Origin of the sequence: Parabacteroides sp. An277, from assembly GCF_002159645.1 — a bacterium.
Classification (GTDB): Bacteria; Bacteroidota; Bacteroidia; order Bacteroidales; family Tannerellaceae; genus Parabacteroides.
Genome location: NZ_NFJB01000030.1, coordinates 15,231 through 39,735, shown reverse-complemented (window position 1 = coordinate 39,735; position 24,505 = coordinate 15,231). Strand labels below are relative to the sequence as shown.

23 protein-coding genes are annotated in these 24,505 nt (G+C 43.7%); 8 read left to right on the top strand and 15 right to left on the bottom strand.

The genetic code is table 11. The features are described from left to right. Nucleotides 1–161: 161 nt before the first annotated feature. Together B5F77_RS11880 and B5F77_RS11875 are read right to left on the bottom strand one after the other, a co-directional pair. Complete coding sequence (locus B5F77_RS11880; protein WP_087331018.1) at nt 162–1,064, bottom strand: WYL domain-containing protein; 903 nt, start codon at nt 1,062–1,064, stop codon at nt 162–164. A 33-nt stretch (nt 1,065–1,097) separates the two neighbouring features. Beyond that, nucleotides 1,098–3,365 (bottom strand): cation:proton antiporter, encoded by a 2,268-nt coding sequence (locus B5F77_RS11875; RefSeq protein WP_087331016.1) that lies wholly within the window; start codon nt 3,363–3,365, stop codon nt 1,098–1,100. A gap of 73 nt (nt 3,366–3,438) precedes the next feature. On the opposite strand from B5F77_RS11875, the gene B5F77_RS11870 reads away from it, so the two are divergent. The 5 genes from B5F77_RS11870 (at nt 3,439) to B5F77_RS11850 (ending at nt 9,169) form a co-directional block, all read left to right on the top strand. Next, the gene (locus B5F77_RS11870; protein WP_087331014.1) at nt 3,439–4,128 is read left to right on the top strand and encodes an ATP-binding protein; all 690 of its coding nucleotides are present in this window, start codon (nt 3,439–3,441) and stop codon (nt 4,126–4,128) included. 182 nt (nt 4,129–4,310) lie between these two features. Then, nucleotides 4,311–4,814, top strand: coding sequence for an RNA polymerase sigma factor (locus tag B5F77_RS11865; protein ID WP_087331012.1), 504 nt, complete (start codon nt 4,311–4,313; stop codon nt 4,812–4,814). 112 nt (nt 4,815–4,926) lie between these two features. Further along, nucleotides 4,927–6,714: a translation elongation factor 4 gene (lepA, locus tag B5F77_RS11860; RefSeq protein ID WP_087331010.1), complete on the top strand. Its 1,788-nt coding sequence runs from the start codon at nt 4,927–4,929 to the stop codon at nt 6,712–6,714. A 21-nt stretch (nt 6,715–6,735) separates the two neighbouring features. Beyond that, nucleotides 6,736–8,319, top strand: coding sequence for a beta-N-acetylhexosaminidase (locus B5F77_RS11855; protein ID WP_087331008.1), 1,584 nt, complete (start codon nt 6,736–6,738; stop codon nt 8,317–8,319). A 373-nt stretch (nt 8,320–8,692) separates the two neighbouring features. Further along, the gene (locus B5F77_RS11850; RefSeq protein ID WP_087331007.1) at nt 8,693–9,169 is read left to right on the top strand and encodes a helix-turn-helix domain-containing protein; all 477 of its coding nucleotides are present in this window, start codon (nt 8,693–8,695) and stop codon (nt 9,167–9,169) included. 8 nt (nt 9,170–9,177) lie between these two features. On the opposite strand, the gene B5F77_RS11845 is transcribed toward B5F77_RS11850, so the two are convergent. The 5 genes from B5F77_RS11845 to B5F77_RS11825 all read right to left on the bottom strand — a co-directional run bounded on the left by B5F77_RS11845 (nt 9,178) and on the right by B5F77_RS11825 (nt 14,645). Further along, on the bottom strand, nt 9,178–10,425 hold the full coding sequence (locus B5F77_RS11845; protein WP_087331005.1) for a DUF1015 domain-containing protein: 1,248 nt from the start codon (nt 10,423–10,425) through the stop codon (nt 9,178–9,180). A 93-nt stretch (nt 10,426–10,518) separates the two neighbouring features. After that, nucleotides 10,519–11,442 (bottom strand): NAD(P)-dependent oxidoreductase, encoded by a 924-nt coding sequence (locus B5F77_RS11840; RefSeq protein ID WP_087331003.1) that lies wholly within the window; start codon nt 11,440–11,442, stop codon nt 10,519–10,521. A 2-nt stretch (nt 11,443–11,444) separates the two neighbouring features. Next, nucleotides 11,445–12,512: a 3-phosphoserine/phosphohydroxythreonine transaminase gene (gene serC / locus B5F77_RS11835; protein WP_087331001.1), complete on the bottom strand. Its 1,068-nt coding sequence runs from the start codon at nt 12,510–12,512 to the stop codon at nt 11,445–11,447. Nucleotides 12,513–12,627: 115 nt separating this feature from the next. Next, nucleotides 12,628–13,896, bottom strand: coding sequence for a replication-associated recombination protein A (locus tag B5F77_RS11830; protein WP_087330999.1), 1,269 nt, complete (start codon nt 13,894–13,896; stop codon nt 12,628–12,630). 68 nt (nt 13,897–13,964) lie between these two features. Beyond that, the gene (locus B5F77_RS11825) at nt 13,965–14,645 is read right to left on the bottom strand and encodes a metallophosphoesterase (RefSeq protein ID WP_162607993.1); all 681 of its coding nucleotides are present in this window, start codon (nt 14,643–14,645) and stop codon (nt 13,965–13,967) included. A gap of 133 nt (nt 14,646–14,778) precedes the next feature. Between B5F77_RS11825 and B5F77_RS11820 the strand changes: the two genes are divergently transcribed. After that, nucleotides 14,779–15,660: a DNA-processing protein DprA gene (locus tag B5F77_RS11820; protein ID WP_087330995.1), complete on the top strand. Its 882-nt coding sequence runs from the start codon at nt 14,779–14,781 to the stop codon at nt 15,658–15,660. Between the two features lie 6 nt (nt 15,661–15,666). Here the strand turns inward: B5F77_RS11820 and B5F77_RS11815 are convergent, their stop codons facing one another. From B5F77_RS11815 to B5F77_RS11790, 6 genes are all read right to left on the bottom strand, one after another. Continuing rightward, nucleotides 15,667–16,161 (bottom strand): DUF6557 family protein, encoded by a 495-nt coding sequence (locus tag B5F77_RS11815; protein ID WP_204244973.1) that lies wholly within the window; start codon nt 16,159–16,161, stop codon nt 15,667–15,669. Nucleotides 16,162–16,394: 233 nt separating this feature from the next. Beyond that, nucleotides 16,395–16,847, bottom strand: a complete 453-nt coding sequence (locus B5F77_RS11810) for a DIP1984 family protein (protein ID WP_087330993.1) — start codon at nt 16,845–16,847, stop codon at nt 16,395–16,397. 75 nt (nt 16,848–16,922) lie between these two features. Beyond that, entirely contained in the window at nt 16,923–17,504 is a 582-nt protein-coding gene (locus tag B5F77_RS11805) for a metallophosphoesterase (protein WP_087330991.1), read from the bottom strand. Nucleotide 17,505: 1 nt separating this feature from the next. After that, entirely contained in the window at nt 17,506–17,838 is a 333-nt protein-coding gene (locus B5F77_RS11800; protein ID WP_087330989.1) for a hypothetical protein, read from the bottom strand. Nucleotides 17,839–17,902: 64 nt separating this feature from the next. Then, nucleotides 17,903–18,430 carry a hypothetical protein gene (locus tag B5F77_RS11795; protein ID WP_087331029.1) on the bottom strand — a complete coding sequence of 176 codons (528 nt, stop codon included), beginning with the start codon at nt 18,428–18,430 and terminating at the stop codon, nt 17,903–17,905. Nucleotides 18,431–18,514: 84 nt separating this feature from the next. After that, nucleotides 18,515–19,828 carry an RtcB family protein gene (locus tag B5F77_RS11790; protein ID WP_239446335.1) on the bottom strand — a complete coding sequence of 438 codons (1,314 nt, stop codon included), beginning with the start codon at nt 19,826–19,828 and terminating at the stop codon, nt 18,515–18,517. Between the two features lie 125 nt (nt 19,829–19,953). Here B5F77_RS11790 and B5F77_RS11785 point away from each other — a divergent pair, with 125 nt between their 5' ends. Further along, entirely contained in the window at nt 19,954–20,271 is a 318-nt protein-coding gene (locus B5F77_RS11785; protein WP_087330988.1) for a hypothetical protein, read from the top strand. Between the two features lie 464 nt (nt 20,272–20,735). Further along, nucleotides 20,736–21,848, top strand: a complete 1,113-nt coding sequence (locus tag B5F77_RS11780) for a DUF6261 family protein (protein ID WP_087330986.1) — start codon at nt 20,736–20,738, stop codon at nt 21,846–21,848. 42 nt (nt 21,849–21,890) lie between these two features. On the opposite strand, the gene B5F77_RS11775 is transcribed toward B5F77_RS11780, so the two are convergent. Both B5F77_RS11775 and B5F77_RS11770 read right to left on the bottom strand, forming a co-directional pair. After that, nucleotides 21,891–23,093: a PD-(D/E)XK nuclease family protein gene (locus tag B5F77_RS11775; RefSeq protein WP_087330984.1), complete on the bottom strand. Its 1,203-nt coding sequence runs from the start codon at nt 23,091–23,093 to the stop codon at nt 21,891–21,893. Between the two features lie 3 nt (nt 23,094–23,096). Then, nucleotides 23,097–24,389 carry a PD-(D/E)XK nuclease family protein gene (locus B5F77_RS11770; protein WP_087330982.1) on the bottom strand — a complete coding sequence of 431 codons (1,293 nt, stop codon included), beginning with the start codon at nt 24,387–24,389 and terminating at the stop codon, nt 23,097–23,099. Nucleotides 24,390–24,505: the final 116 nt, after the last annotated feature.

Here is a 24,505-nt window from a genome sequence, read left to right as displayed (position 1 = left end):
ACTTTTTTGTGAGAAATTTTAATTATACCTCATTCCAAGATAGTTACAAACCTACTTTTTTACAACTATATCCCCTCCCGTTTATAACGGGATTCGATTCCGTTTATAATTGGATTCCTTTTCGATGTTCGTTTATTTCATTTCTAATTCCTATGAGCTTTCTAATGATACCTCCTACAAATCTTTTCCGCCACATTTTTTATCTCTTCGCGCAACCACATAGGAGCAAGTACTTCGATATCGTCTCCATGCGAAAGAAGTTCTTGTTTGAAATCATAAGTGGGTCTTAAGAGATATTCAAATATGGAATAATCGTCTGTTTTCTCTATTTCTTTTTGTGTATGATGTAAAGGCAATGCGCGTACATATTGATTTTGATTATTATATACTTTAATTCGAACTATCTCTATCTCACACTCTTCATCCACAATAATTCCAAAGCTGGCATCGAAGTAAGCTTGCGGATTGAAATCCTGAGGGTAAATGAAAGTCATATCCGTGAGTGCTAAAGACTGAATACGATCGAACGCATAAATACGCAAACCTTTATGAGCCAAATTCCGAACTACGACATACCAACGTTGTTTAAAAACCTTCACACAATAAGGCTCAGCCTCAATCTCTTTAGGTTCATCCCACCAATAACTTTGATAAGAAAAACGAATCACCCGCCCTTCACGCATAGCCTCTATAACAGGCGTTAGAAACACTCTTCCAGAAGGTATATTTTCAAATAAAATTCGTTGCTTTAAAGGATAACTTTCATGAATTAAGTTGTTGACAGAAAACGTATTCAATAACCAGTTTCTCAGGCCATCCTTTTCTAAATCATCTACATTTTCAATAGAATAATAATAGCCACCACGCCTATTACATATTATATTAATGTCAAAAACCTCCTCGATTTTATCAATCCAATTATGAAACGTACGAAGAGGCAAAGGCTTACCTTCGCTCATATCCGTACGCATCCAACGCGCATTAATTTCATTGAACGTAATACCCTTCGCTCGATAAATCAATTCGATTAACCAAATATATCTACTGAATAACTCTTTTGCCATAACTCGCTATTTAGGATTATTTCTATTTTCACGCTATCCATTCAAGAGCACTCCCTCACTCAAACGGAGTACTTTCTCATGTTCTCCGACAATCCAAACCAAATCACCCTCTTCGAAAGATACAGTAGGAGCCGGATTTTTAAGGGAAGTCGTACCTCGTTCAATACCAATGACCAGACAAGCCGCTTGATCTCGAATGCCCGAATCTTGTATCGTCCGCCCAATGAGCTGCGACCCCTTTTGAATTTGGAATTGCTCGATATTCACTTCCTGCTGATGGGTGACACGGCGTTGGAGATACGATTGATAACGCTCGTCTACATACGTGCGGAAATGTTCCAAATCGTCGTCTGAACCCACCACAACTATTTTATCAAACGGGAAAAGCCGCTCGTTGCCACCTGGAATATTAATGCGGATATCGCCTCGTATAATTGTTACTACATTAATATTACATAGTTTTCGAAAGTTCAACTCCTTTAAAGTTTTACCTGCACTTGGTGAATTTTGTTTTACTTCAAAATCAGCCAAATGAAGATCACGCTCTAATAAATGATTGGCAAAATTAGGATTAATAGTAGCTTGCTTCTCCTGTTCTACTTCACGAGCTGTCAAATTCGTAAAGAAACGACGTTCCATCAAAATAGATTGCTTCTTAAGTTTTTTAGAAAGCATGATAGAAACAATTACCACACAAGCCAATAACCACATATATCCCACCGCCACGTTGAGTAAGCGCGCCACTGGTATCATTACAAGCGTCGCACATAACAACATACGCAAAACGATAAGAGAAACCAGCGGTGCCCGATTAAAGAGATTGTCACGCCACAATTTCTGGAACTCAGGCGAATGATTCTTCTTCATGATAATTGCACGCAAAATAGGAGAAATCAACGCTAATATCAGAACTAAAGAGACAATTGACCCTTGCCAACCCGGAAGACGAGACATTATCAGCGGAGCAACATATTGCAACCAAACAAAAATCAACACAACAGCCACCGAGGTATAAATCGCGACAATACGCAGTAAGGACTTTAAAAGGTAATGCCAATCACTCCGTTGATGAATTGTAGTAGAACCTAAAGCATAACGCTCCAAAAAATTCCGCCAACGCGTAGGGAAAAGACGATTGATTCGTTCGTAAGCAGGTTCCGCAAAACGAATCATATAAGGAGTAAAAAAGGTCGTAATTACCGATACAGCTACTACAATTGGATACAAAAACGAATCTGTTACTTTCAAAGATTGCCCTAACGAAGCAAGGATAAAAGCAAACTCTCCTATCTGAGCAAGCGAGAAACCGGATTGCACAGCAATCTTTAAGGGTTGACCTGAAAGCAATACGCCAAATGTTCCGAAGCTAACCTGCCCAACCAGCACAATAAGAGTTAATAAAGCTATCGGGAGTTTATATTCCCAGAGTAATTGCGGGTCGATCATCATACCTACCGATACAAAAAAGATTGCTCCGAAAAGGTCTTTCACCGGTTTAACCAAATGCTCTATCTTTTCTGCCTCCAGTGTTTCAGCCAAAATGGAACCCATGATAAAAGCACCTAATGCAGAAGAGAAACCAGCTTTAGTTGCAACCAAAACCATGCCCAGACATAACCCCAAACTAACGACCAATAACGTCTCATCATTCAAGTATTTGCGGAAAAACCGAAGAAATGAGGGAATCAAGTAAATCCCCACCACAAAACAGAACAAGAGAAATACACCCAGCTTGATAACGCTATCCAGTAATTCCAAACCTTCGACCTCCTGGCTGACGGCTAAAGTCGAGAGCAATACCATCATCAACACGGCAAACAAATCCTCGGCCACTAAAATTCCCAATACGACACCTGCAAACCGCTGGTTACGAAGTCCCATATCGTCGAACGCTTTATATATTATGGTAGTCGAAGACATCGACAACATTCCACCCAGGAAAAGAGCATTCATATGTCCCCAACCTAAAGCAAGTCCGGTCGCATATCCCACTAACATCATACCTGCAATCACTGTAACAGCTCCTGTCACCGCCGTACTTCCTATCTTTACCAACTTCTTAAAGCTGAAATCCAAACCCAAAGTAAACAATAGGAAAATAACACCTATATCCGCCCACGTATCGATATTAGCTGTATCTGCCACCGTTGGCAAGAACTCACAAGCTGGTCCTGCCAAGATACCCGCCACAATATATCCCAAGACAACAGGCTGTTTGAGCCATTTAAACAACAAAGTCACGATTCCGGCACATATCAAAATAAAGCCCAAATCGGAAATCAACGTAGATACTTCAGACATGGTTATATGTATTTTTTCATTGGCAAAGTTAAGTATTTATTTTATTTTTGCGGCGTTAAAATAGCAAGGCAAGATGATAAAAAAACATCCTATACAAATACTCATTGAGCAAGGAGAACACCAACAACTTGACTTTAAGTTTGAAGTAAGCGATAGCAAAAAAATCGCCCGTACGTTAAGTGCTTTTGCCAATACCGACGGAGGGCGATTGCTCATTGGCGTGAAAGACAACGGAAGCATTTCTGGCATCCGAAGCGAAGAGGAATATTACATGATTGAAGCCGCCTCCAACATGTATACCCAGCCGCAAGTCGACTTTAGCGCCAAACGATGGGATATCAATGGTAAAACCGTATTGGAAATCTACATCGCCCCAGGCGAAGAACGCCCTTACCTTGCTCCAGACAAAGAGGGGCGGTACAAGGCATATATCCGTGTGGCCGATGAAAATATCCTCGCCAACGAAGTGCTGGTACTCGCTTGGAAAAAGAGCCGCTCTTCGAAAGGAACATTGCTGAAATGGACGCAACCTGTCAGACATCTTCTTCTCTATCTGGAAAGCCACCCTTATATCAGTCTCAACCAATTTTGCCGTATCGCTCACATACACCTACGTGCCGCCCGTCAAATCCTCAGTGATTTACTCGGCATGGGGGCTTTCGAGTATGTCGTAATCGACAAACACATTTTCTATAAGATGAAAGATGACGCATCCATAAGCATACAAGATTTTAATGACGCCTATAAACAATCTCCAATATAGTTATAAACGGCATTATTCATAGGCCTAAATTGAATTATTACTATTTCCTATCTTCCAATAAGATAATTTTATCAAGAAAGATGCGGTTATCCCATTTTTTATCCGTACATTTGTATGCTTCCTCATAGAAGAGGGGGCATGAATGTATTAACGCAATGTCTAACTTAATTTTGATATCAAACATGAATACGTTGCAATTTAAAAAGAACCTATTGGGCATGCAGGAGAATATGATGAATTTCGCCATGATGCTCACAGCTAATCGGGACGATGCGCAAGACCTGACGCAAGACACGACGTTGAAAGTGTTGGATAATCAGGAAAAGTTTGTCGACAATGTAAACTTCAAGGGTTGGGTATTAACCGTCATGCGGAACATCTTTATCAACAATTACCATAAAATTGTAAGGACACAAACAATTGTAGATCAAAACGTAGACCTTTACAATTTGGATGTAACTACTGATTCAGGTTTCAATTCGCCGGATAGTTCGTACCAAATCCAAGAGATTTCGAAAGCCATCGAAGGGTTGAACCACGACTTAAAGATGCCTTTCTCGATGTATGTAAGCGGTTACAAATACAGTGAAATCGCGGAAAAACTCCATTTGCCATTAGGCACCGTGAAGAGTCGTATCTTCTTTGCCCGGCAAGAATTACAGAAAACTTTGAAAGATTATCGTTAAAAGTAGATACATAACAACTTTTAATTGCTTTAAAAAAGGGCGGTGCTTATCAAGGCACGGCCTTTTTTTGTATCTTTGCACCCTAAAAATTAGGAAACGAAATAAAGACAACATGAAGAATATCCGAAACTTTTGCATTATCGCCCATATCGACCATGGGAAAAGTACCCTTGCCGACCGCCTGTTGGAATTTACCAAAACAGTTGAATCAAGGGATATGCAAGATCAGGTATTAGATGATATGGATTTGGAACGCGAGCGTGGCATCACCATCAAAAGCCATGCCATCCAAATGAATTATACATACAAGGGAGAACCCTATATCCTTAATTTGATAGATACGCCGGGGCATGTCGACTTCTCTTACGAAGTCTCCCGTTCGATTGCAGCTTGCGAAGGTGCGCTGCTGATTGTGGACGCCTCCCAAGGCGTACAAGCCCAGACCATTTCGAACCTGTATATGGCTCTCGAAAATGATTTGGAGATTATCCCGGTGTTGAACAAGGTTGATTTGCCAAGCGCCATGCCGGAAGAGGTAGAGGATGAGATCATCGAGCTTTTAGGGTGCGATCGAAGTGAAATCCTTCGTGCCAGCGGTAAGACGGGTGAAGGCGTGGAAGCACTCCTGCAGGCCGTCATCGAACGCATTCCAGCTCCGCAAGGAGACCCCGAGGCACCACTCCAATGCCTTATCTTCGATTCTGTTTTTAACTCTTTTCGCGGGATTATCGCCTATTTCAAAGTCGAGAACGGTGTTATCCGCAAGGGAGACCACGTGAAGTTTATTGCCACCGGAAAGGAATATGATGCCGACGAAGTAGGCGTATTGAAGTTGGAGATGTCGCCTCGCGACGAGGTGCGGACAGGCGATGTGGGGTATATCATCTCTGGTATCAAGACGTCGAAGGAGGTACGCGTAGGAGATACGATTACGCACGTAAACCGTCCGGCTGCAGAAGCCATTGCCGGATTCGAAGAGGTGAAACCAATGGTCTTCGCCGGTGTCTATCCTATCGAAACGGAGGATTTCGAAAACCTGCGCTCTTCACTTGAGAAGCTACAACTGAACGATGCCTCGCTGACCTTCCAACCCGAAAGTTCGGCAGCGTTGGGGTTCGGCTTCCGATGCGGATTCTTAGGGTTACTCCACATGGAAATTATCCAGGAACGCCTTGACCGCGAATTTAACATGAATGTGATTACAACCGTCCCGAACGTGTCTTATAAAGTATACGATAAGAAAGGAAATTGCAAGGAGGTACACAACCCGAGCGGTCTGCCCGACCCGACGCTCATCGACCACATCGAAGAGCCTTACATCCGGGCCTCGGTCATCACCCGCACCGCCTACATCGGTCCCATCATGACGCTTTGTCTGGGGAAACGGGGTGTACTCGTGAAGCAGAATTATATCTCAGGAGACCGCGTGGAGATTATCTACGACCTCCCGCTGGGCGAAATCGTGATTGACTTCTACGACAAGCTAAAGAGCATCTCGAAGGGTTATGCCTCGTTCGATTATCACTTGTATGACTATCGCCCCAGCCGATTGGTAAAACTGGACATCCTCCTGAACGGTGAACCGGTTGATGCCCTCTCGACGTTGACGCATGTGGACAACAGCGTACCCTTCGGTCGGCGCATGTGCGAAAAGCTCAAGGAACTCATCCCACGCCAGCAATTCGAAATTGCCATCCAAGCTGCCATCGGCGCGAAAATCATTGCCCGCGAAACCATCAAGGCCGTCCGCAAGGATGTGACCGCCAAATGTTATGGTGGCGACGTTTCTCGTAAGCGCAAACTTTTGGAGAAACAAAAGGAAGGAAAGAAACGCATGAAGCAAATCGGCACCGTGGAAGTTCCCCAGAAGGCATTCCTCGCTGTCCTGAAACTGGATTAATGTATTTATAATTCTTTCGAAATGAAACCTATTGCGACTCAAATTTTCTGCATTATCTTAGGGCTGTTTTACATATGTAGCCTTTATGCACAAGATAATTGTACGGCGTTGATACCGATGCCCAACTCTCTCGTGCAAGGAGAGGGGAAACCGTTTAATGTGCGTGCCGGAGGAACGGCTATCTATGCCAATCATCCAGATTTAGACTTTGCCGCTTCCACGTTGCAACAGATCTTGGAAGAGCAAATGCAAACAGAAATTCCTTTGGTTGAATCCTCCTCGGCCTCCATCCGGCTCCAAATCAATCCGGAAATGGAAGGCGATGAGCACTATCGTCTGGAAGTGAAAAACAATGGGCTGACCATCCAAGGGAAATCACCCCAAGCGGTTTTCTATGGCGTCATGACCTTGCAACAAGTGCTGATAGGCGATGTTTGTGCGACGAAACAACACCAAATCCATCCGGTGACAATCGACGATGCACCCCGCTTTCCTTTCCGGGCGTTATTGATTGACCCCGCGCGCCATTTTATCCCGATAGAGGATGTCAAGTTTTATATCGACCAGATGGCGCGTTATAAATATAATGTATTGCAACTCCATCTGACCGACGACCAAGGGTGGCGTATCGAAATCAAAAAATATCCGCAATTGGCCAGCCCACAGCACTACACGCAGGACGAATTACGGGACTTGATCCAATACGCAGCCTTGCGCCATGTGGAAATCATCCCCGAGCTGGACATGCCGGGGCATACCGTCGCTATCTTGGCGGCATATCCGGAATTGGGCTGTACCTCTTCGCAACAAATTGCCAAAGAGGTGGGGAAAACAACGAACCTCATGTTATGCGCCAGCAATGAAAAGGTATATGAAATGTATCAAGATATTCTCGCTGAAGTAGCGGAGCTGTTTCCATCGAAGTCCATCCATTTGGGCGGCGACGAGTCCGTTATCGATACAAATTGGGGGACATGCACACATTGCCAGGCACGGATGAAGGAGCTGGGATATACTCGAACATCGCAACTGATGATTCCATTCTTCAACCGTATGTTTTCCATTTTGGAGCAAAAGGGAAAATCGCCCATCCTTTGGTGCGAATTGGATAGCATCTTCCCGCCAGTAAAAGGCTATTTGTTCCCCTATCCGAAACAAACAACGTTGGTCAGCTGGCGCGGGCAACTCACTCCGGCTTGCCTGGAGTTTACGTATCAGTCCGGAAATCCGCTTATCATGGCGCCGGGCGAGTATGCCTACCTGGATTATCCGCAATACAAGGGCGATTTACCCGAGTTCAACAATTGGGGCATGCCCGTGACGACGTTGGAACGGTGCTACGAATTCGATCCCGGCTATGGACTCCCGCCCGCAAAGCAGGCGCATGTCCAGGGTATCATGGGCACTTTATGGGGAGAAGCGATACAGGATATCAACCGGTTAACCTACATGACCTACCCGCGCGCTTTGGCGTTGGCAGAAGCAGGATGGACGCAAATGGAACACCGGAGCTGGAATTCTTTCACACAACGGTTGTACCCGAATCTGACTTTCCTCATGAAAAAAGGCGTTTCGATACGCGTTCCTTTCGAGATTGCCCGGTAAATCCTTTATTTACCATTCCAATACGGAAATAGTAAAGCAAGGTTCTTGTTTTACCATCCCGACACCAGAATGGTAATGCGTGATTCACAATTTATCATTCCAGCACCAGGATAGTAATGCGTAATTCACAATTTACTATCCCAGTATCAGGATGGTAATGCGTAATTCACGGTTTACCATCCCAGTACTAGGATGGTAATGCGTGATTCACAGTTTATCATCCTAGCACCAGGATAGTAATGCGTAATTCACGGTTTATCATCCCAGTACCAGGACGGTAATGCAAGATTCCTGTTTTATCATTCCCATATTCAAATGATAAATATAACTTGCTTTTTAGCCTAAATAGGCGTATATTTGCCCTAAAAAAGATATGGAAAAGATACCGTTGAAACAAATTACGCTGGATGATATTTATGTCTCGGTCTTGGAGGCACGAATTGTAACGGATAGCGATGGCAAAATGTACTGGCAGACGAACGACCGGCAGATAAAGCCAACAGGTAGCTTCGTGATGGACGCGATTGCCCGCGTGTGGGCCCAGGATATCCGAACGCAACCGGAGGAGATTGCCAAAGCCATGGGACGCCCCTTGCGCCACCTCGGCATTGTATTCCTGTTTCTGACCGGCCAATCCATGCGCGAGTTTATCAACGAGTACCGACTGCGGATGATATGTGAATGGCTCACGTGTACGGATTTGCCGCTGCAGGAAATCGTAGCGCGCACGGACCTTTGCACAAGCCCCGCCCTCTCCCGCTTCTTTACAGTCCGGATGAAATACACGCCCCGTGAGTATCGAAAAAAATACCGCCCGGCCAATTTTCGCGAGCGGTACCGATGGAAATGAACGGGCCGTTAATCCAATTTATGAATCACCAGTCCCGAACGCAGCTTCGGTTCGAACCAAGTGGTTTTGGGGGGCATGATATTTCCCGTGTCGGCAATGTCCATGAGTTGTTGCATCGTCACGGGATAGAGCGCCAACGCCAGTTTCATCTCCCCGTTGTCGACACGCCGTTTCAGCTCACCCAAACCGCGGATTCCGCCTACGAAATCGACGCGTTTATCAGTGCGTAAATCCTGGATGCCCAAAATATCCCGCAAGATAAGGTTGGACGAGATGGTCACGTCGAGGACGCCAATCGGGTCCTTATCGTCATACGTTCCTGGACGGGCTGTCAACGAGTACCAATGCCCTTCCAAATATAAGGAGAAGTTGTGCAGCGCCTGGGGCTTATAGATAGCTGTCCCCATATCCTTTACGTCGAAGTTTTTCATCAACTTACACAAAAAATCCTGGGGCGAGAGCCCGTTCAAATCCTTTACGACACGATTATAGTCGATAATCGTCAATTGCTTATCCGGGAAACAAACTGCCATGAAATAGTTATATTCCTCGTCGCCCCGGTGGTTCGGATTCAACCGCGCCTTCTCGTCGCCCACCAAAGCCGCCGCGGCCGAACGATGATGGCCATCCGCGATATAGAGAGCCGGAATCTTCGCGAATATCTCGGTAATGCGACGTATATCCTCGTCGTCGTTTATCACCCAAAACGTATGCCCGAAGCCATCCGTCGGGGCCAGAAAATCATATTCAGGTTCGGTCGCCGCATACTTTACGACAATCTTATCCAGCTCCTCGTTTTCGGGATAGGCGAAAAAGACCGGTTCGATATTGGCATTGCAGACGCGGACATGTTTCATCCGATCCTCCTCCTTGTCGCGGCGCGTGAGTTCATGCTTCTTAATCACACCGTTCATATAATCCGGAACGTAAGCACACACCACCAATCCGAATTGCGTCTTGCCATGCATGGTTTGTGCATACACATAGTAACATTCCTTCTCGTCCTGTACCAGCCAACCTTTCTCTTGGAACAGCCGGAAATTCTCCGCTGCTTTCTGATAGACTTGGGGGGCATGTTCATCCGTCCCGACGGGAAAATCAATCTCCGGACGGATGATATGATAAAGGGATTTCTCATTTCCTTTCGCCTCTTCACGCGCTTCATCTGAATTGAGGACGTCATACGGACGAGACGCCACCTGCTCTACAAATTCTTTCGGAGGCCGTAACCCTCTGAATGGTTTTATGGTTGCCATGATATATAATAAGGTATTAAAAAACGCAGAGACACAAAAGCACAGCGTCCGTTCGGACTGCTCTCGGTGCCTCCGCGTCTCTGTGTCTAATGATTATTTATTAACTCTAAATTTCTCGCATCCTTCTTTCAGGAATCCTTCAATCTGCTTAGCCGCCGCTATCCCCGCATTGATATTGGCTTCAGCCGTCTGAGCCCCCATCTTCTTGGGAGTCGAAAAATAACGACCGGCAAATTTAGCCGCAAATTCCTCATTCGCTACCGGCATGATATCCGTTACATATTTCAAATCCGGACGCTCTTCCATCAAGCGAATTAATTCCGGTTCGTTAATTACTTCCTTACGAGCTGTATTGACCAGCAGACCGCCCTTCGGCATCTTCCCCACTAAGGCAGCTCCGATGGAATTCTTGGTCTCTGCCGTAGCCGGGATATGCAAAGAGACGATGTTACAGGTCTCATACAACGCCTCAGCCGAATCGACCGCAATGACACCCTCTTTTTCCATCGCTTCTTTCGGACAGAAGGCATCATATGCATAAATCTCCATCCCGAAACCTTTCGCGATGCGCGCCACGTTACGGCCTACATTTCCAAATGCATGGATACCCAACTTTTTCCCCTTCAATTCGGAACCGGACGTGCCATTATAGAAATTGCGGACCGCCATCACCATCATACCGAAAGCTAATTCAGCAACAGCATTGGAGTTCTGCCCCGGCGTATTCATCACACAAACACCATGCGCCGTGGCAGCGTCCAAATCCACATTGTCGTAACCCGCACCCGCACGAACGACAATCTTCAATTGCTTGGCGGCATCCAAGACCTCCGCATCGACTTTATCGCTACGGATAATCACGGCATCTACATCCTTCACGGCATCCAAGAGTTGGGATTTCTCTGTATATTTTTCCAACAAAATCAATTCGTCACCCGCTTGTTCTACTACTTCGCGGATACCTTTCACGGCTATCGCAGCAAAAGGCTTTTCAGTTGCTACTAAGATACGTGCCATAATCAATGTTGTTTTTCAAATTCTTTCATAGCTTCAATCAATACTTCCACACTGCTTTTCGGCATGGCATTGTAGAGAGAAGCGCGGAACCCACCTACCGAACGGTGTCCCTTAATACCTACAATTCCCTTCGTAGCGGCAAAAGCATTGAAATCAGCCTCCAATTCCTTATATTCATCGTTCATCACGAAGCAAACGTTCATAATCGAACGGTCTTCGGGCACTACAGTACCTTTAAACAATTTATTACGATCGATTTCATCATACAAAATAGCCGCATTCTCTTTGTCTTTCTTTTCCATGGCAGCAATACCGCCCTGTTCTTTATACCATTTCAAAGTCTGAAGAGCCGAATAAATGGGCAATACAGGCGGTGTATTAAACATCGAACCTTTGTCGGCATGTGTCTTATAATTCAACATGGTAGGAATCGGACGGTCTACATGCCCCAACGCATCGGTACGTACGATAATCAACGTCACACCGGCTGGTGCCAAATTCTTTTGTGCACCCGCATAAATCACGTCATATTTAGAAACATCTACCGGACGAGAGAAAATATCCGAAGACATATCAGCCACTAAACGCACCTTTACATCCGGGTCTTCCCGAAGTTCCGTACCATAAATGGTATTATTGGTAGTAATATGGAAATAATCCGCATCTTCCGGTACGGAATAATCCTTCGGAATATACGTATAATTCTTATCCTTTGAAGAGGCAACGACCGTCACTTCGCCAAACAATTTGGCTTCCTTAATGGCTTTCGATGCCCACGTACCCGTATCTAAATAAGCCGCTTTCTTATTCAACAAATTGTAAGGGACCATGCAGAATTGCATACTGGCGCCTCCGCCCAAGAAGAGAACCTCGTAACCAGCCGGAAGATCCAACAGCTCTTTCACAAGCGCTTGTGCTTCGTCCATTACGGCTACAAATTCTTTACTACGATGCGAGATTTCCAAAATAGACAAACCCATTCCCGCAAAATTTTCTACCGCTGCAGCTGTATTCTGAATGGTATACTCGCTCAGGATAGAAGGACCTGCATAAAAATTGTGCTTCTTCATGTGCAATACTATTTAATGATATAACATTTTGTCAGTTCTTACACTGACGTCTTTGTCGCGTCGAAAGTAAGTATTATTTGTGAAACGACAAACTTTTTCCACAAAAATTTTCGTTTCAGAAGCGATTTCCCCACAATTTGCGCATTTGTTCTATCAATTTATGCTCTGCGGGATTCTCTTGCCCCTGCCAAAAACGTTTCTGGGAAACCTCCTTAGGCAAGTAATCCTGCTTTACAAAATGATTCTCGAAATCGTGGGCATATTTATATTCTTTCCCATAATCCAATTCTTTCATCAATTGGGTCGGCGCATTTCGCAGATGAAGCGGCACGGGCAGATTACCTGTCTTGTCCACCTGTCCTAATGCTGCATTGATGGCCATATAGGCTGAATTGCTTTTGGGGCTACATGCTAAATAAATGGTGGTTTCAGCTAATGGAATGCGTCCTTCCGGCCAACCTATTTTCTGTACCGTATCGAAACAGGCATTGGCCAAAAGCAAGGCGTTCGGATTGGCTAATCCGATATCTTCGGCAGCCGATATGCAAAGGCGACGAGCGATGAACTTGGGGTCTTCACCTCCAGCGACCATGCGCGCCAACCAATAAATCGCCGCATCTGGGTCGCTTCCCCGAATGGATTTGATAAAAGCGGAAATAATATCATAGTGCATCTCGCCCCCCTTGTCGTAGGCAGCCGGATTCTCTTGCAAGCGTTCTACCACTTTAGAGTCGGTTATCTCGATGGTTTCATTCTCCTCGGCAGAGATAACCAGTTCCAATATATTAAGCAACTTTCGCGCATCGCCTCCTGAATAACGCAGCAGCGCGTCGGTCTCTTTCAACTCAATATGTTTTTCTTTCAAAATCAGGTCTTCCGTAATGGCTCGATGCAATAATTGAAGTAAATCTTCTTTATCCAACGATTGAAGGACATATACCTGACAACGTGAGAGAAGCGGACGGATGACCTCGAACGAAGGATTTTCGGTTGTGGCTCCGATAAGTGTCACGACACCCGTCTCGACGGCGTTCAAAAGCGAATCCTGTTGCGATTTGCTGAAGCGATGGATTTCATCGATAAACAAAATGGGAGAAACACTATTGAAAAACCGGTTGTTCTTGGCCTTTTCTATGACATCCCTTACCTCCTTCACGCCCGAATTAATCGCGCTCAAAGTATAAAACGGAGCCTCCAACTTTTGCGAAATAATATGCGCCAAGGTAGTTTTTCCCACGCCCGGTGGCCCCCACAAGATAAAGGAAGGAACCCTTCCCGCCTCAATCATTTTCCGAAGCACGGCGCCTGGTCCCACCAAGTGCTTCTGTCCTATATACTCATCCAGCGTCTTCGGACGCAATCGTTCCGCCAATGGTTGTGTCATATCCCTAAATGTTTTTGCAAAGATATGGAAAAAGAGGGTTCGATATACCTTTATTATATATGTATAGCCTAAGTATCTAAATTTATCTCCAAATAATTTCCATTCCAGAGGCAATCGCAAAAGATAATCCGGTTGTCGTGCGCTCCGCATCGCTTCGTAACCTCCTCCATCCGATTGTGTCCTACTATTTGGGTAAAGCCATGCAATGGATCCGTTAATTCCGCCTCGTCCGCCCAAAAGATGCCACCTATTTTACCTTCTTCTCCGCCTCGTAAGTACCCTAACTGGCATAAAGCGGGTATTTGCGCATCGGTGGGATGGTTTAGTTGCTCGGCAATAGACAAATTCATATCGCCTTGAAAATCTTTCACAAACCATTCATGTGAAATACCGGCATGGGTAAACAAATAATTCCCCTTTTGATAGGCATATTGAAACAATTCCATATTCGAAAGAAAAAGCAACGATGCCTTCTCGCCTATCGAAAAATCAAAACGGGAAGCCACCACAATATCCGTACAGAAATAATGCAAATCATGATTGCCCAGTAACAACACCACATCCTCCGGCCGTCTTTGTTTCAAATCCATAATCTCACATAAATTTCGCAATAAATATTTTCGAGGCACATATTCCCGCGGATCTAAATAATCACCCAAGAATACGAACTGAGCATCCGGATGTTGCTCGACGATTATTTTCCAATAATCCAATCCATGTATATCTCCTATGACAACTGTTGGTTTCATTCCTCTTTTGCTTTTGTCAATGCAAAGATGAGAAAGTATTCTGCCATAATAAAGCATAAATCGAAAAAAATATCAGTTATGTCCTGTTTTGGCACATGGACGCATTTTCTTTGCAACAAAAAGATAAAGCGATATGGGATTCAAAGAAATTACAGAAAAGATTCAAGCAGAAAATAAGAAACGGATAGAGGCTTGGAGAGCGGGGGCTCCTTCCGTAGAGGAATTATTATGTTTACAATTGTCTGGTTATTCTTCCAAACAAATCCATCAAACAGAAAGAACACAATTGAAAGAGCTTATATTACAAACGAAGGATAAGCTTCCTAAAGCCCAAAAGATATTGCAAGAACAAACCGAATCGGGTATTAAAACTATCTCTTATTACGAAGAAGATTATCCGCGGCATTTTATGGAAAATTTGGGTGCCAATGCTCCTATCCTAATTCATCTGCTAGGGAATGAAGAATTAATTCATAGCGACAATTGTGTTACGATTATTGGGGCTCGAAAAGCCAACACGGAAGGTTTGAATGCAGCTTATCGATTAGGCTATCGGTTCGCTTCGGAAGGCCACCCCATCGTAAGTGGATTAGCGTTAGGTTGCGACACAGCAACTCATCGCGGATGTCTTGATGCCGGTGGAAAAACCATCGCCATCATTGCTTCGGGGTTAAACGTGACGCATCCGAAAGTGAACAAACCTTTGCAGAAAGAGATTATCAACAAAGGCGGATTGATTTTATCGGAACATCCCATCGGTGTAAAAGCTAATCCGACACGATTGGTCGCTCGTTGTCGATTACAAGTTGTTTTATCACAGAAAGTCATTGTTGCCCAATGCCCTATTGTAAGCGGAACCATGTATGCCGTACATTTCGCCCAAGAATATGATGGCGATATTTACGGCTGGGAAAATGATATTTATGCCGTGGAATATGAGAAATATAGTGATATAAGTTCAGGAAATCGGTTCCTGTTAGAGCATGGGTTAGCTATGCCTATAACCATAAAATAGTGGAGCCTACAAGCTCCATTTCTTGTCTATATAGATGTCTGTCGTTTTCCCGTTTTCTGCGGTGATGACCTCATCGGGCGTTCTGTTTTCCAAATGATTCCGCACCATCTCTTCCGAACCGCCATAATAGGTAATTTTCCAAAACAAACCGGCGACCAATTCTTGTGGAGTAATCTCTACACCTTTGCGGACATATACTTTCATGCCGACGATTTCCGGCCAAGATAGATACACGGCTATCGGTCCGCATGACCCTCTTTTCTCGCGCACAGAACAATTCATATCAATCATAGGAACCATTCTTTCCCATCGGGATGCCACGTAAATATGGCAATCGGAAGGTACCTTCTTTAAATTCTGTAACGATTGGTAGATAGCACGATAACCTTCCCAATTTAAATTCTCCGCCTGCTTCGGTTCATTATGCGAATACAAGGCTTTAAATGCAGGAAGTATCTCGTCGAAACCATATTGGTTCAATAATGATTTGAATGTTTTCATATCTGTCTATTATAAAATTCCCCAAACCCACCCTTCGTTTGTTTATAGTTAATACAGCGGTAATAATTGATGCGATTGCTCCTTTCGAAGCCGAATGAAAAATAAACCTGTACACTTTACTGAGCTTGCGCGAATGCATACCTCGCCTACGCTCCGAAAGCCATAAGATTTTTGCTACCCAATGGGCTCGCGACATGTATTCACCCTATAAAAAACGACGCCTTCTATTTCTTCTAAAGCAAATCAACAGTCCAATTTATGGATTGTATGCGCATATCCAATAATCTCAGTTCTTGAGACAAGGAATCTATCTGTTTGCGTAGTTTGGCCACATCCAGAAAACGAATGTATTTAATCTCATTGCGCGAATAACGACTCTCACGTTCTGTTACATAATTCAGCACTTCCCGAAGCGCTGTAATTCGTAAAGTGAGTGCATCCTTTTTCGCAATCATCTGTGTCAGATTCAGACCTTCATGTTCCGTATGCATATTCGTATAATTGATTCGATAAATCAATTCCTCCAATTCCGGAAATTTCTTTTCCAGCTGCGCCAATACTTCCTCCGGATTTTCCGAAGGTTCATCTCCTTCCTGTACCTTCGAACATTCTTTCAAGCGCGATTTCAATTGCGCAATGCTCTTTTGTAAATCAGCCCTGAGGCTGAGTGCTTCTGCTAATTTCATAAATCATCCTTTCTTTTTTAATTACACGATGCAAAATTATTTCGTTGTTATGCCAGAACACAGCACACTTATATTTTATTTTTCATTCTCTGGATAATTCCATAGCTTTTCAAAGCAACTTACATTGCAGAAAGTAGTCCATTGATTCCTTATCACCTTTCCACCTTGGGAATGGATATGTCCGAACAGATGATAACGAGGTTTCGATTTCAAAACCGTATCATAAAGTAAAGGACAACCCTGACCTTCATCCAAACAATCTAATGCCGGACCATGCGTAATCAGAAAATCCATACTCTCAGGAATGATTCTCGGTTGATGCAACCAAGCTCTTGCCGGAACAGAATAAAAATGAAGCCCGTCAAACTCATATCCGCCATCTTCTAAGAACACCACACCCTTCGGTATGAACTCTTTAGATCTCTCCGGGAACAAATCGAAAAACAATTCATGATTGCCAGCTACAAATATCCGCAACTTGGCAGGAAGGGAAGCATACCAGGACATGAAATCCCGAAATTCATCGACGGAGAAAGTATTGATGCAATCCCCTGCACAAATCAAAATATCCACTTCCGAGGAAATATCCAGATAACGATGCCTTCCATGCGTATCTGAAAATGCCAGAATCTTATGTCCTTTATAATTTATCATCATATCAATACCACAAATCACGAAAATACTTCACAAACAATTCCAATCCTTCTTGTATCTTTTCCTGGTCGTCTTCTTCCCGATATGCCGTACAGGAAGAAAGGCACTCGAATGCATATTTCATCTTGCGCAAAATACGCAACCATTCCAAGTTTCCTTTTTCACCATATTTGTCGGCCAAGCTTCCGGGCGTAGCCAATGGCGCATAGTATTTGATAAACTCACCCAAGCGCGGAGCGATAAAAGCAGCTATCGTATTATCCAAATTCCACATTTCATCTTCCGGATAGCTACGCATTTCCGCCTTTTTCTTCTCTCGATGTCGATTCCGTTTCATAACCTTTCAGGAGCGAGAACACGGTTCTGCTATCCTCGCTCCTATTCCCTGTTTTTTTTAATGATTACGCTTCCGACACAATCTGTGCCATTACTTTCTTTTTCTTTGCTTCGACCATATTGTCCCACAACCGGGAATCTTGCAATTTAGAAGCTGGTATATGGTCTTTAAATCTCTCAAAGAATTTACTATCGAGCATGGTTTCGCTCAATTTGTAACTATTGATAAGCCTTTCCCAATCCCAATAATCGATGAAAAGCTCTATTAATGGAATACTCCATTCCAATGCATCATTGTTCGACAGTTCTTTCCAATCCCAATAATCTTTAAAACGTTCGATGTTTTCAGTTGCCATCAACGTTTCTTCTTCCCGGCCGGAAAGTTTAGACCAATCTATCCGGCGTTTGAACTTATCCAACATGGAAGGCGTCCAAGTGATACGCCAGTTTCCAGAAACTTCTTCCCAATCTACTTTGTCTTGATATTTCTCCAACATTTTCTCCGTCCAAGGGAAATCTTCCGACAGTTTTTTCCAAGCTTCATCTTCCATTACTTTTTCCATAAAACTGTTTTCAAATGCTTTTGTATTCATATCCATCTTATTTTTTAATTGTTTCTTTATTCTGATGCAAAATTACGTCCCGGTTTTGCCAAAACGCGGCATAGGATATAATTTTTATTCCGCCGCTTTGAAATTATAGACCGGTTTGATGACATTGACAATCGTTACCGTATCTTGTATGTTCCGGATGATTTCCTCTTGCGGCTTATAGACCATCGGGGATTCGTCGCGGGTATCTTCCACAACGCTTTCGCTGTAAATACCCTCCATCGAATGCATGTAATCCTCCATCCGGATTCGGGCGAAAGCCTGACTACGACTCATAATTCGTCCGGCACCATGGGGCGCGGATTCGTTCCAATCGGTATTGCCCTTCCCGATGCAAATCAGCGAACCGTCCCGCATGTTCAGCGGTATGATGCACTTTTCTCCCGCCCGGGCAGAGATGGCTCCTTTGCGCACCATATTCGTGTCGCTTATATAATTATGGACACTTTCAAACGACAATCCTCGATATTCTTCCGGCTGCATGGCTACATGCCCTCGTTCCGATAAGTAATCCATGAGAAGTCCGCTTATCATGCGTCGGTTAATTGCTGCCCATCGTTGGCAAAGCCGCATGTCATGCAGGTAATCTTCCCGGAAATCTTTTTCTAAATAGGAAAGTTCCGCAGGGATGACGGGCTTGTACATCTTGAACGAATTATGCAGCTGCCGGATGGCTTCTTGCAATTCCGCCTTGCGCCCGGCTTGCTTGTATTCGTCAATCATCCGGGCTTGCCTTTCCATCAGTTCCGCCCAGCCAGATTGGCATTTTACAGCCAACTTCTGGTAAATCTCGGCCACCTGTTTCCCTAAGTTGCGACTGCCCGTATGGACAACCAAATAGAACAGGCCCGCGTCGTCCTTGTCTATTTCGATGAAGTGGTTCCCACCGCCCAACGAACCGATGGATTTATTCAGCCGTTTCGACTCCTTCAATTCCCGGTAACAGCGCAACTGTTTGATGAGACCCTTCGCCTCGCTGTAGGCTTCCATATAGGGATGGGGCAGCGGGCGATAGGTCTCGTCCCGATAATTCCTGCCGGAAGGGATAGTCCGCAGGATAAATTCATTCAAGGCATGGTAATCTATCTGCCCCAAGCAAGCGAACGGCTGCACCAAGATACCGCACCCGATATCTACGCCAACGATGTTCGGGATGACCTTATCGCCCAGATTCCCCGTAAAACCAATCACGCATCCGGCACCGGCATGGACATCCGGCATAATCCGGATTTTGCAATCCTGAAAAGTCCCGATAGACAACAACCGTTCTATCTGTTTCAGCGCCTCCTCTTCGATATTTTCCGTAAATATCTTTACATCATGCTGCCCAACCATCCGCTGGATTATATCTTCTTTCTTCTGCTGACCATCCATTTCCATAACGCTATTTTCTTTTTTCATTCTGAATTACACTGCAAAATTACGCCCCTGCTTTGCCAAAGCATGGCATAGCTTGAAAAATTTTTTTCTACCTCTACATTTTTAACGGGAAAGGAATCGAAATTATGGGAAAGCGCTTCCTGCACGTCCGGAGAGGAATCGAAATTGTGGGAAAGCATTTCCTGCGCGTCCGGAGAAAAATCAAAATCGTGGGAAAGCATGTCCTGCACGTCTGGAGAGGAATCAAAACTGTAGGAAAATATTTCCTGCACGTCCGGAGAGAAATCAAAATCGTGGGAAAGTATGTCCTGCACGTCTGGAAAGGAATCAAAACTGTGGGAAAGCATTTCCTGCACGTCCGGAGAGAAATCAAAATCGTGGGAAAGCACGTCCTGCGCGTCGAAAAAATAATCGAAATTGTGGGACACGGCTCTTTCATTTAAATTGGATACCGCAGGCCTCGCTCCGCTTCGACCTACGGCTACTTGAAAATTGCACCTCTTCGAGGCACGATATAGGTAATAAAACGAGGATGTGTCAAAATGCTATCTGAAAAGCTCCCCTGCCCTTAGGGGAGCTGGCTCGCGTAGCGAGACTGAGGGGTTCAATATCTCATAATAAGTAATAACCCCTCACCCCTGCGGGGAGCTCCCCTAAGACAGGGGAGCTTTTCAGTTACTTTCAGATAACATTTTCTTATTTATGACACACCCTCATTTTCAAGTAACCGTAGGTCGAAGCGGAGCGAGGCCTGCAGCTACAAGCGTTCCGAACCAGTTCCCTTAGGATCTACAAGGTCACCGTTTTTTTAAATGAAAAAGCCGTGATTGTGGAAAAGGATAATTTGCAATTGTGGAAAAGAATCCATACATTTGTGCTATCATTTGTCATTCAAAATTTTAGATATATGAAAAAAGCTAACGACATCTCTTATCTCAACAACGCCCGCAACGGCGAGCATTACCAGCTTTACTCCTCGCTATTGAACCTCGTCACGGAAGAATTGGCCGAGAAATATGGGCTGACCACCTACCGGAGCCGGTTTGCGACGGCTTTCGCCAAGGAAAATAAGGTCTATGTGGGCAATCAGGGGTACATCCAGACGGAATCGGTGCTCGAAAAAAGCACGGCAACCAACCTGCGCTTCCGCGCGCTCGACCTCGCCATCCAGAGCAAACAGTTGAGCCTGGACGCTGATGAGGCAGCCGCTGCCAAACGCCTTGTCTTCGAGATAAAAAAGTACCGGAAAGCAGCGCAAAAGTCGCAAACAGACCAGATTGCCATGATGAAAGATTTGGTGGACACGTTTGAAACCGAGTATACCGAAGATATGGCGACGGCGGGCGTAACCGACCTGCTGAACGACCTGAAGACGGCGGTAACGGACTTTGAAACGGTGCTTTACGAACGGGCGGACGAACAGATGGCCCGCAGCGAAATGGAGACGATGAAGAGCATCCGCCCGAAGGTGGAAAGCGCGTTCGACGACCTGGCCAACCTCATCACAGCCCTCTACCTGGTGGCAGCCTACATCGACAACGACAGCGAAAAGGCCACCGAACTGGAGACGCTCATCGACGCGATAAACACCCGTATCCTCCACTTCCAATCGACCCTCTCCCGCCGGGGCGTTGGCACCACAGAGAAGGGAAGCGAAGAAGAGACGGACCCGGAAGAACCCGAAACCATCACCCCGGAAATCACCGCCGTCTACCAAAAGGAAGGGGGCGACCCGGAGAATCCGCTACTCCTCCAGCGAGGCGAGCAAATCGCCTTGAAATATAAAGGATTTACCCTGAAAGGACAGGACGGCACGCTGGAACACGTCATCGGACTCATCAATGATCAGGATTACACCGAATGGATTAAACCGGAGACTATCACCAACGTCACGGAGACCAGTTGCGAATTTACGATGGTCGATGACTTGACAGAAGGCAAGTATACAATCCATATCGAGACCTACGACGGCGGCAATCCGCTGGTAGTGGAATTTGCGGAGATGATTACGTTGAGATAATAATAGAAAGGAAGGGGCAGCTGGCGGGGCTGCCCTTTTTATTTATTTCGACTTTAAATCAATCACACCGGAGTCAATATCTTGCATAATCGGTTCGATAATCTCCTGCATTGCTTTCAATACTTTGCCATTTGTCATGTCGCGGAGGGTATTGATATCGTCCCAACGTCTATATTGATTAAAGTTTTGCCATCCGAAAGGCCATCCAGAAGATGGCTTTTTCGAAAATCTAAAATAGGATTGTTGCTTTAGTGGGGTTATTACGGTTTCATAATAAGAAATTCCATAATACCATTCATCTTTTGGCGTTTCATGTCTGAAACAAATAGCCCAAGGACGATATTCTTCTTTGTAAATCCATATCAAACCTTCTCCATCTTCACCTCTCCATGCTGTTTCAGTATAATTGAACTTCCAGCCTCTATTTTCAACCCAAGCTCCTAATTGTTCCAATAAATTCTTTTTAATTACATGGAAAACCTCATATTTAGTAGCTAATATAGCCAACGTAGCCTCTACATTTCCTGCATTAGTCAATAATGCTATTAATTCTCTATTATTATTCTCGTTCATATTTTTACCTGTCAATTGTTCAATTAAAGATTTATATTGTCGAATTGTTTCTCTTACCAAAGGATGGCATGCTGCCAATTCGATACAACGCTCTAACCATAAAAGCATCTCATGGTTATACCCTACAAGAAAATAATCCTGATTCGGTTTTAATTGTTTATCTTCTTTTTTATTGGAATATTCTGATGCATCGTGCCCGTTTAAAGTCAAATAGAGCAATCGGAAATTATCAGCATATTTCTCTTTAGCAAAATTAAAATATCGAATTAATTGATTTTCTTGGTCTCCTGCATAAATCTTATTCTCAATAAGAATCGCTTTATCTTTTGAAGTAATCAAAATATCTATCCGACCACCCGTTGTAGCATCTTCATTCTTAAAACCTATATGATATTCTACCTGAACCTCAGCAGAGGCTGTATCAAAATCAAAATCGCTTAACTTTAGGATAGATAGAAATGCTTTCAAAAAAGCATCCCCTACGCCATGGCTACCTTTAGGATTCAGTAATTCCGCTATAAAAGCAGAATGAGTCCGCGTTTCATTCGCTTCCAAATTCAGAATACTAAACACATTAAAGTATTCGCCTCTTTTTCGGCAATCCTCCTGTTCCTGTTTATCCCTAACGACAATACGAGAAACTTCTCTCAACAATATTTGTAACGTATCCATTGATTATTCCTTATTGTTTTTAGACTTATATTCTTTAAGCAAACGGTCAATGATACCAATCATCGGCTTTAGGTCACTATACGCCTTTTCCAAAAAAGTTTTTCTTTCATCATAAGTCATGTCGGCGAAAGGTTTATCAGCGATATATTGCTTTTGAAAAGCAGTGTGTTTGTCTCTATTATTTATCTTTCCATCAATAGATTTCACTAATTGATTATATTCTTCATCCTCCAATATATATTTTTTGAATGAAGCAAGATTGTCTTCTATATGTAAATAGAGCATATATTTTTTTTCAGACATTAATTTATCTATTGATAATGGTAACCATTCAAAATGGATTTGCCAACCCCATTCTTTATAATGTATGAAATAGAATCCGTCGCCTGTTCTAATGGCATTGTTTATGCCTATCTGTCGAGAGCCATTGAACAAATCCAAGAAATAAGATTGAGTTATCTTATCAAAATCTTCGCACGCATTACTTTCTTTAGCCACTTCTTCCTTTATCTGACTAAGTCTTCTCATTAATTCATCTAAAGAATTCCCAACTTTCGTGAGTTCTTTGTACTGTGAGGAAATCGATTTATCTGCCTTAATGCCTAATTTATTATACAATTCTTCTCTCATGACTTTATTTATTCTATCTGTTTTACATAATCCTAAAAATCCCTCTAAATAATCTACATACTGCTTAATGCCAGTTATCAGCATCTCTTCCTTATGCTTTAAGTTCGGCAATACTTCTTCTTTAAGCCACGGAAGAATATCTCTACGGTAATTCATGGGGATAAAACGTCCATTATCACTGTCCGTCATTCCCAAACACTGTTTAGCCTTATCAGTTAAACTATAAGACTCGACCTTCTTACTCCCATCACTTGTCAAATAGATGACATAGATATTCTCAACTGGATTTCCATGTAGTTCTACATTTTTAATATAGCGTTCAAGCTGTTTATCTTGATCTACCGCCCAACGAATCTTATTCTCAATGATGACCGCATATTGCTCATCCTCTATTAATCCATCTATATACTCCGTTCCATATCGAATACTCGGTTTTGTTATTTGAAAAGAGGCTTCTGGACAATAATCCTTAATAATTTCAAGAAAAGATTTCAATATAGGATAACTGCCATCTTCTCCTTTATACTTCAAGAACTTAATAAGAATTTTCGTATGCGCATTTTCATTTGCTCCCAATTCATCAATAATATTGAAATGATAAGGCAACTTTGCTTTCAATTTTTGCAATGTTTGAATTAGTTCAAACCAATCTATATTCTCTTCCATATCTTAAAAATTTATTCGTCAAACGATATAACTCGATCACAACATCGGTGAATGATTCTTTTCATTCGGATTCCTCATACTATTACAATTAGCCATGGCTGTCAAGTGATATCCAC

Bases quoted from the DNA above. Each gene is read 5' to 3' on its own strand.
- B5F77_RS11880 (WP_087331018.1), bottom strand. From the start codon at position 1,064: ATGGCAAAAGAGTTATTCAGTAGATATATTTGGTTAATCGAATTGATT.
- B5F77_RS11875 (WP_087331016.1), bottom strand. From the start codon at position 3,365: ATGTCTGAAGTATCTACGTTGATTTCCGATTTGGGCTTTATTTTGATA.
- B5F77_RS11870 (WP_087331014.1), top strand. From the start codon at position 3,439: ATGATAAAAAAACATCCTATACAAATACTCATTGAGCAAGGAGAACAC.
- B5F77_RS11865 (WP_087331012.1), top strand. From the start codon at position 4,311: ATGAATACGTTGCAATTTAAAAAGAACCTATTGGGCATGCAGGAGAAT.
- lepA (WP_087331010.1), top strand. From the start codon at position 4,927: ATGAAGAATATCCGAAACTTTTGCATTATCGCCCATATCGACCATGGG.
- B5F77_RS11855 (WP_087331008.1), top strand. From the start codon at position 6,736: ATGAAACCTATTGCGACTCAAATTTTCTGCATTATCTTAGGGCTGTTT.
- B5F77_RS11850 (WP_087331007.1), top strand. From the start codon at position 8,693: ATGGAAAAGATACCGTTGAAACAAATTACGCTGGATGATATTTATGTC.
- B5F77_RS11845 (WP_087331005.1), bottom strand. From the start codon at position 10,425: ATGGCAACCATAAAACCATTCAGAGGGTTACGGCCTCCGAAAGAATTT.
- B5F77_RS11840 (WP_087331003.1), bottom strand. From the start codon at position 11,442: ATGGCACGTATCTTAGTAGCAACTGAAAAGCCTTTTGCTGCGATAGCC.
- serC (WP_087331001.1), bottom strand. From the start codon at position 12,512: ATGAAGAAGCACAATTTTTATGCAGGTCCTTCTATCCTGAGCGAGTAT.
- B5F77_RS11830 (WP_087330999.1), bottom strand. From the start codon at position 13,896: ATGACACAACCATTGGCGGAACGATTGCGTCCGAAGACGCTGGATGAG.
- B5F77_RS11825 (WP_162607993.1), bottom strand. From the start codon at position 14,645: ATGAAACCAACAGTTGTCATAGGAGATATACATGGATTGGATTATTGG.
- B5F77_RS11820 (WP_087330995.1), top strand. From the start codon at position 14,779: ATGGGATTCAAAGAAATTACAGAAAAGATTCAAGCAGAAAATAAGAAA.
- B5F77_RS11815 (WP_204244973.1), bottom strand. From the start codon at position 16,161: ATGAAAACATTCAAATCATTATTGAACCAATATGGTTTCGACGAGATA.
- B5F77_RS11810 (WP_087330993.1), bottom strand. From the start codon at position 16,847: ATGAAATTAGCAGAAGCACTCAGCCTCAGGGCTGATTTACAAAAGAGC.
- B5F77_RS11805 (WP_087330991.1), bottom strand. From the start codon at position 17,504: ATGATGATAAATTATAAAGGACATAAGATTCTGGCATTTTCAGATACG.
- B5F77_RS11800 (WP_087330989.1), bottom strand. From the start codon at position 17,838: ATGAAACGGAATCGACATCGAGAGAAGAAAAAGGCGGAAATGCGTAGC.
- B5F77_RS11795 (WP_087331029.1), bottom strand. From the start codon at position 18,430: ATGAATACAAAAGCATTTGAAAACAGTTTTATGGAAAAAGTAATGGAA.
- B5F77_RS11790 (WP_239446335.1), bottom strand. From the start codon at position 19,828: ATGGAAATGGATGGTCAGCAGAAGAAAGAAGATATAATCCAGCGGATG.
- B5F77_RS11785 (WP_087330988.1), top strand. From the start codon at position 19,954: ATGGGAAAGCGCTTCCTGCACGTCCGGAGAGGAATCGAAATTGTGGGA.
- B5F77_RS11780 (WP_087330986.1), top strand. From the start codon at position 20,736: ATGAAAAAAGCTAACGACATCTCTTATCTCAACAACGCCCGCAACGGC.
- B5F77_RS11775 (WP_087330984.1), bottom strand. From the start codon at position 23,093: ATGGATACGTTACAAATATTGTTGAGAGAAGTTTCTCGTATTGTCGTT.
- B5F77_RS11770 (WP_087330982.1), bottom strand. From the start codon at position 24,389: ATGGAAGAGAATATAGATTGGTTTGAACTAATTCAAACATTGCAAAAA.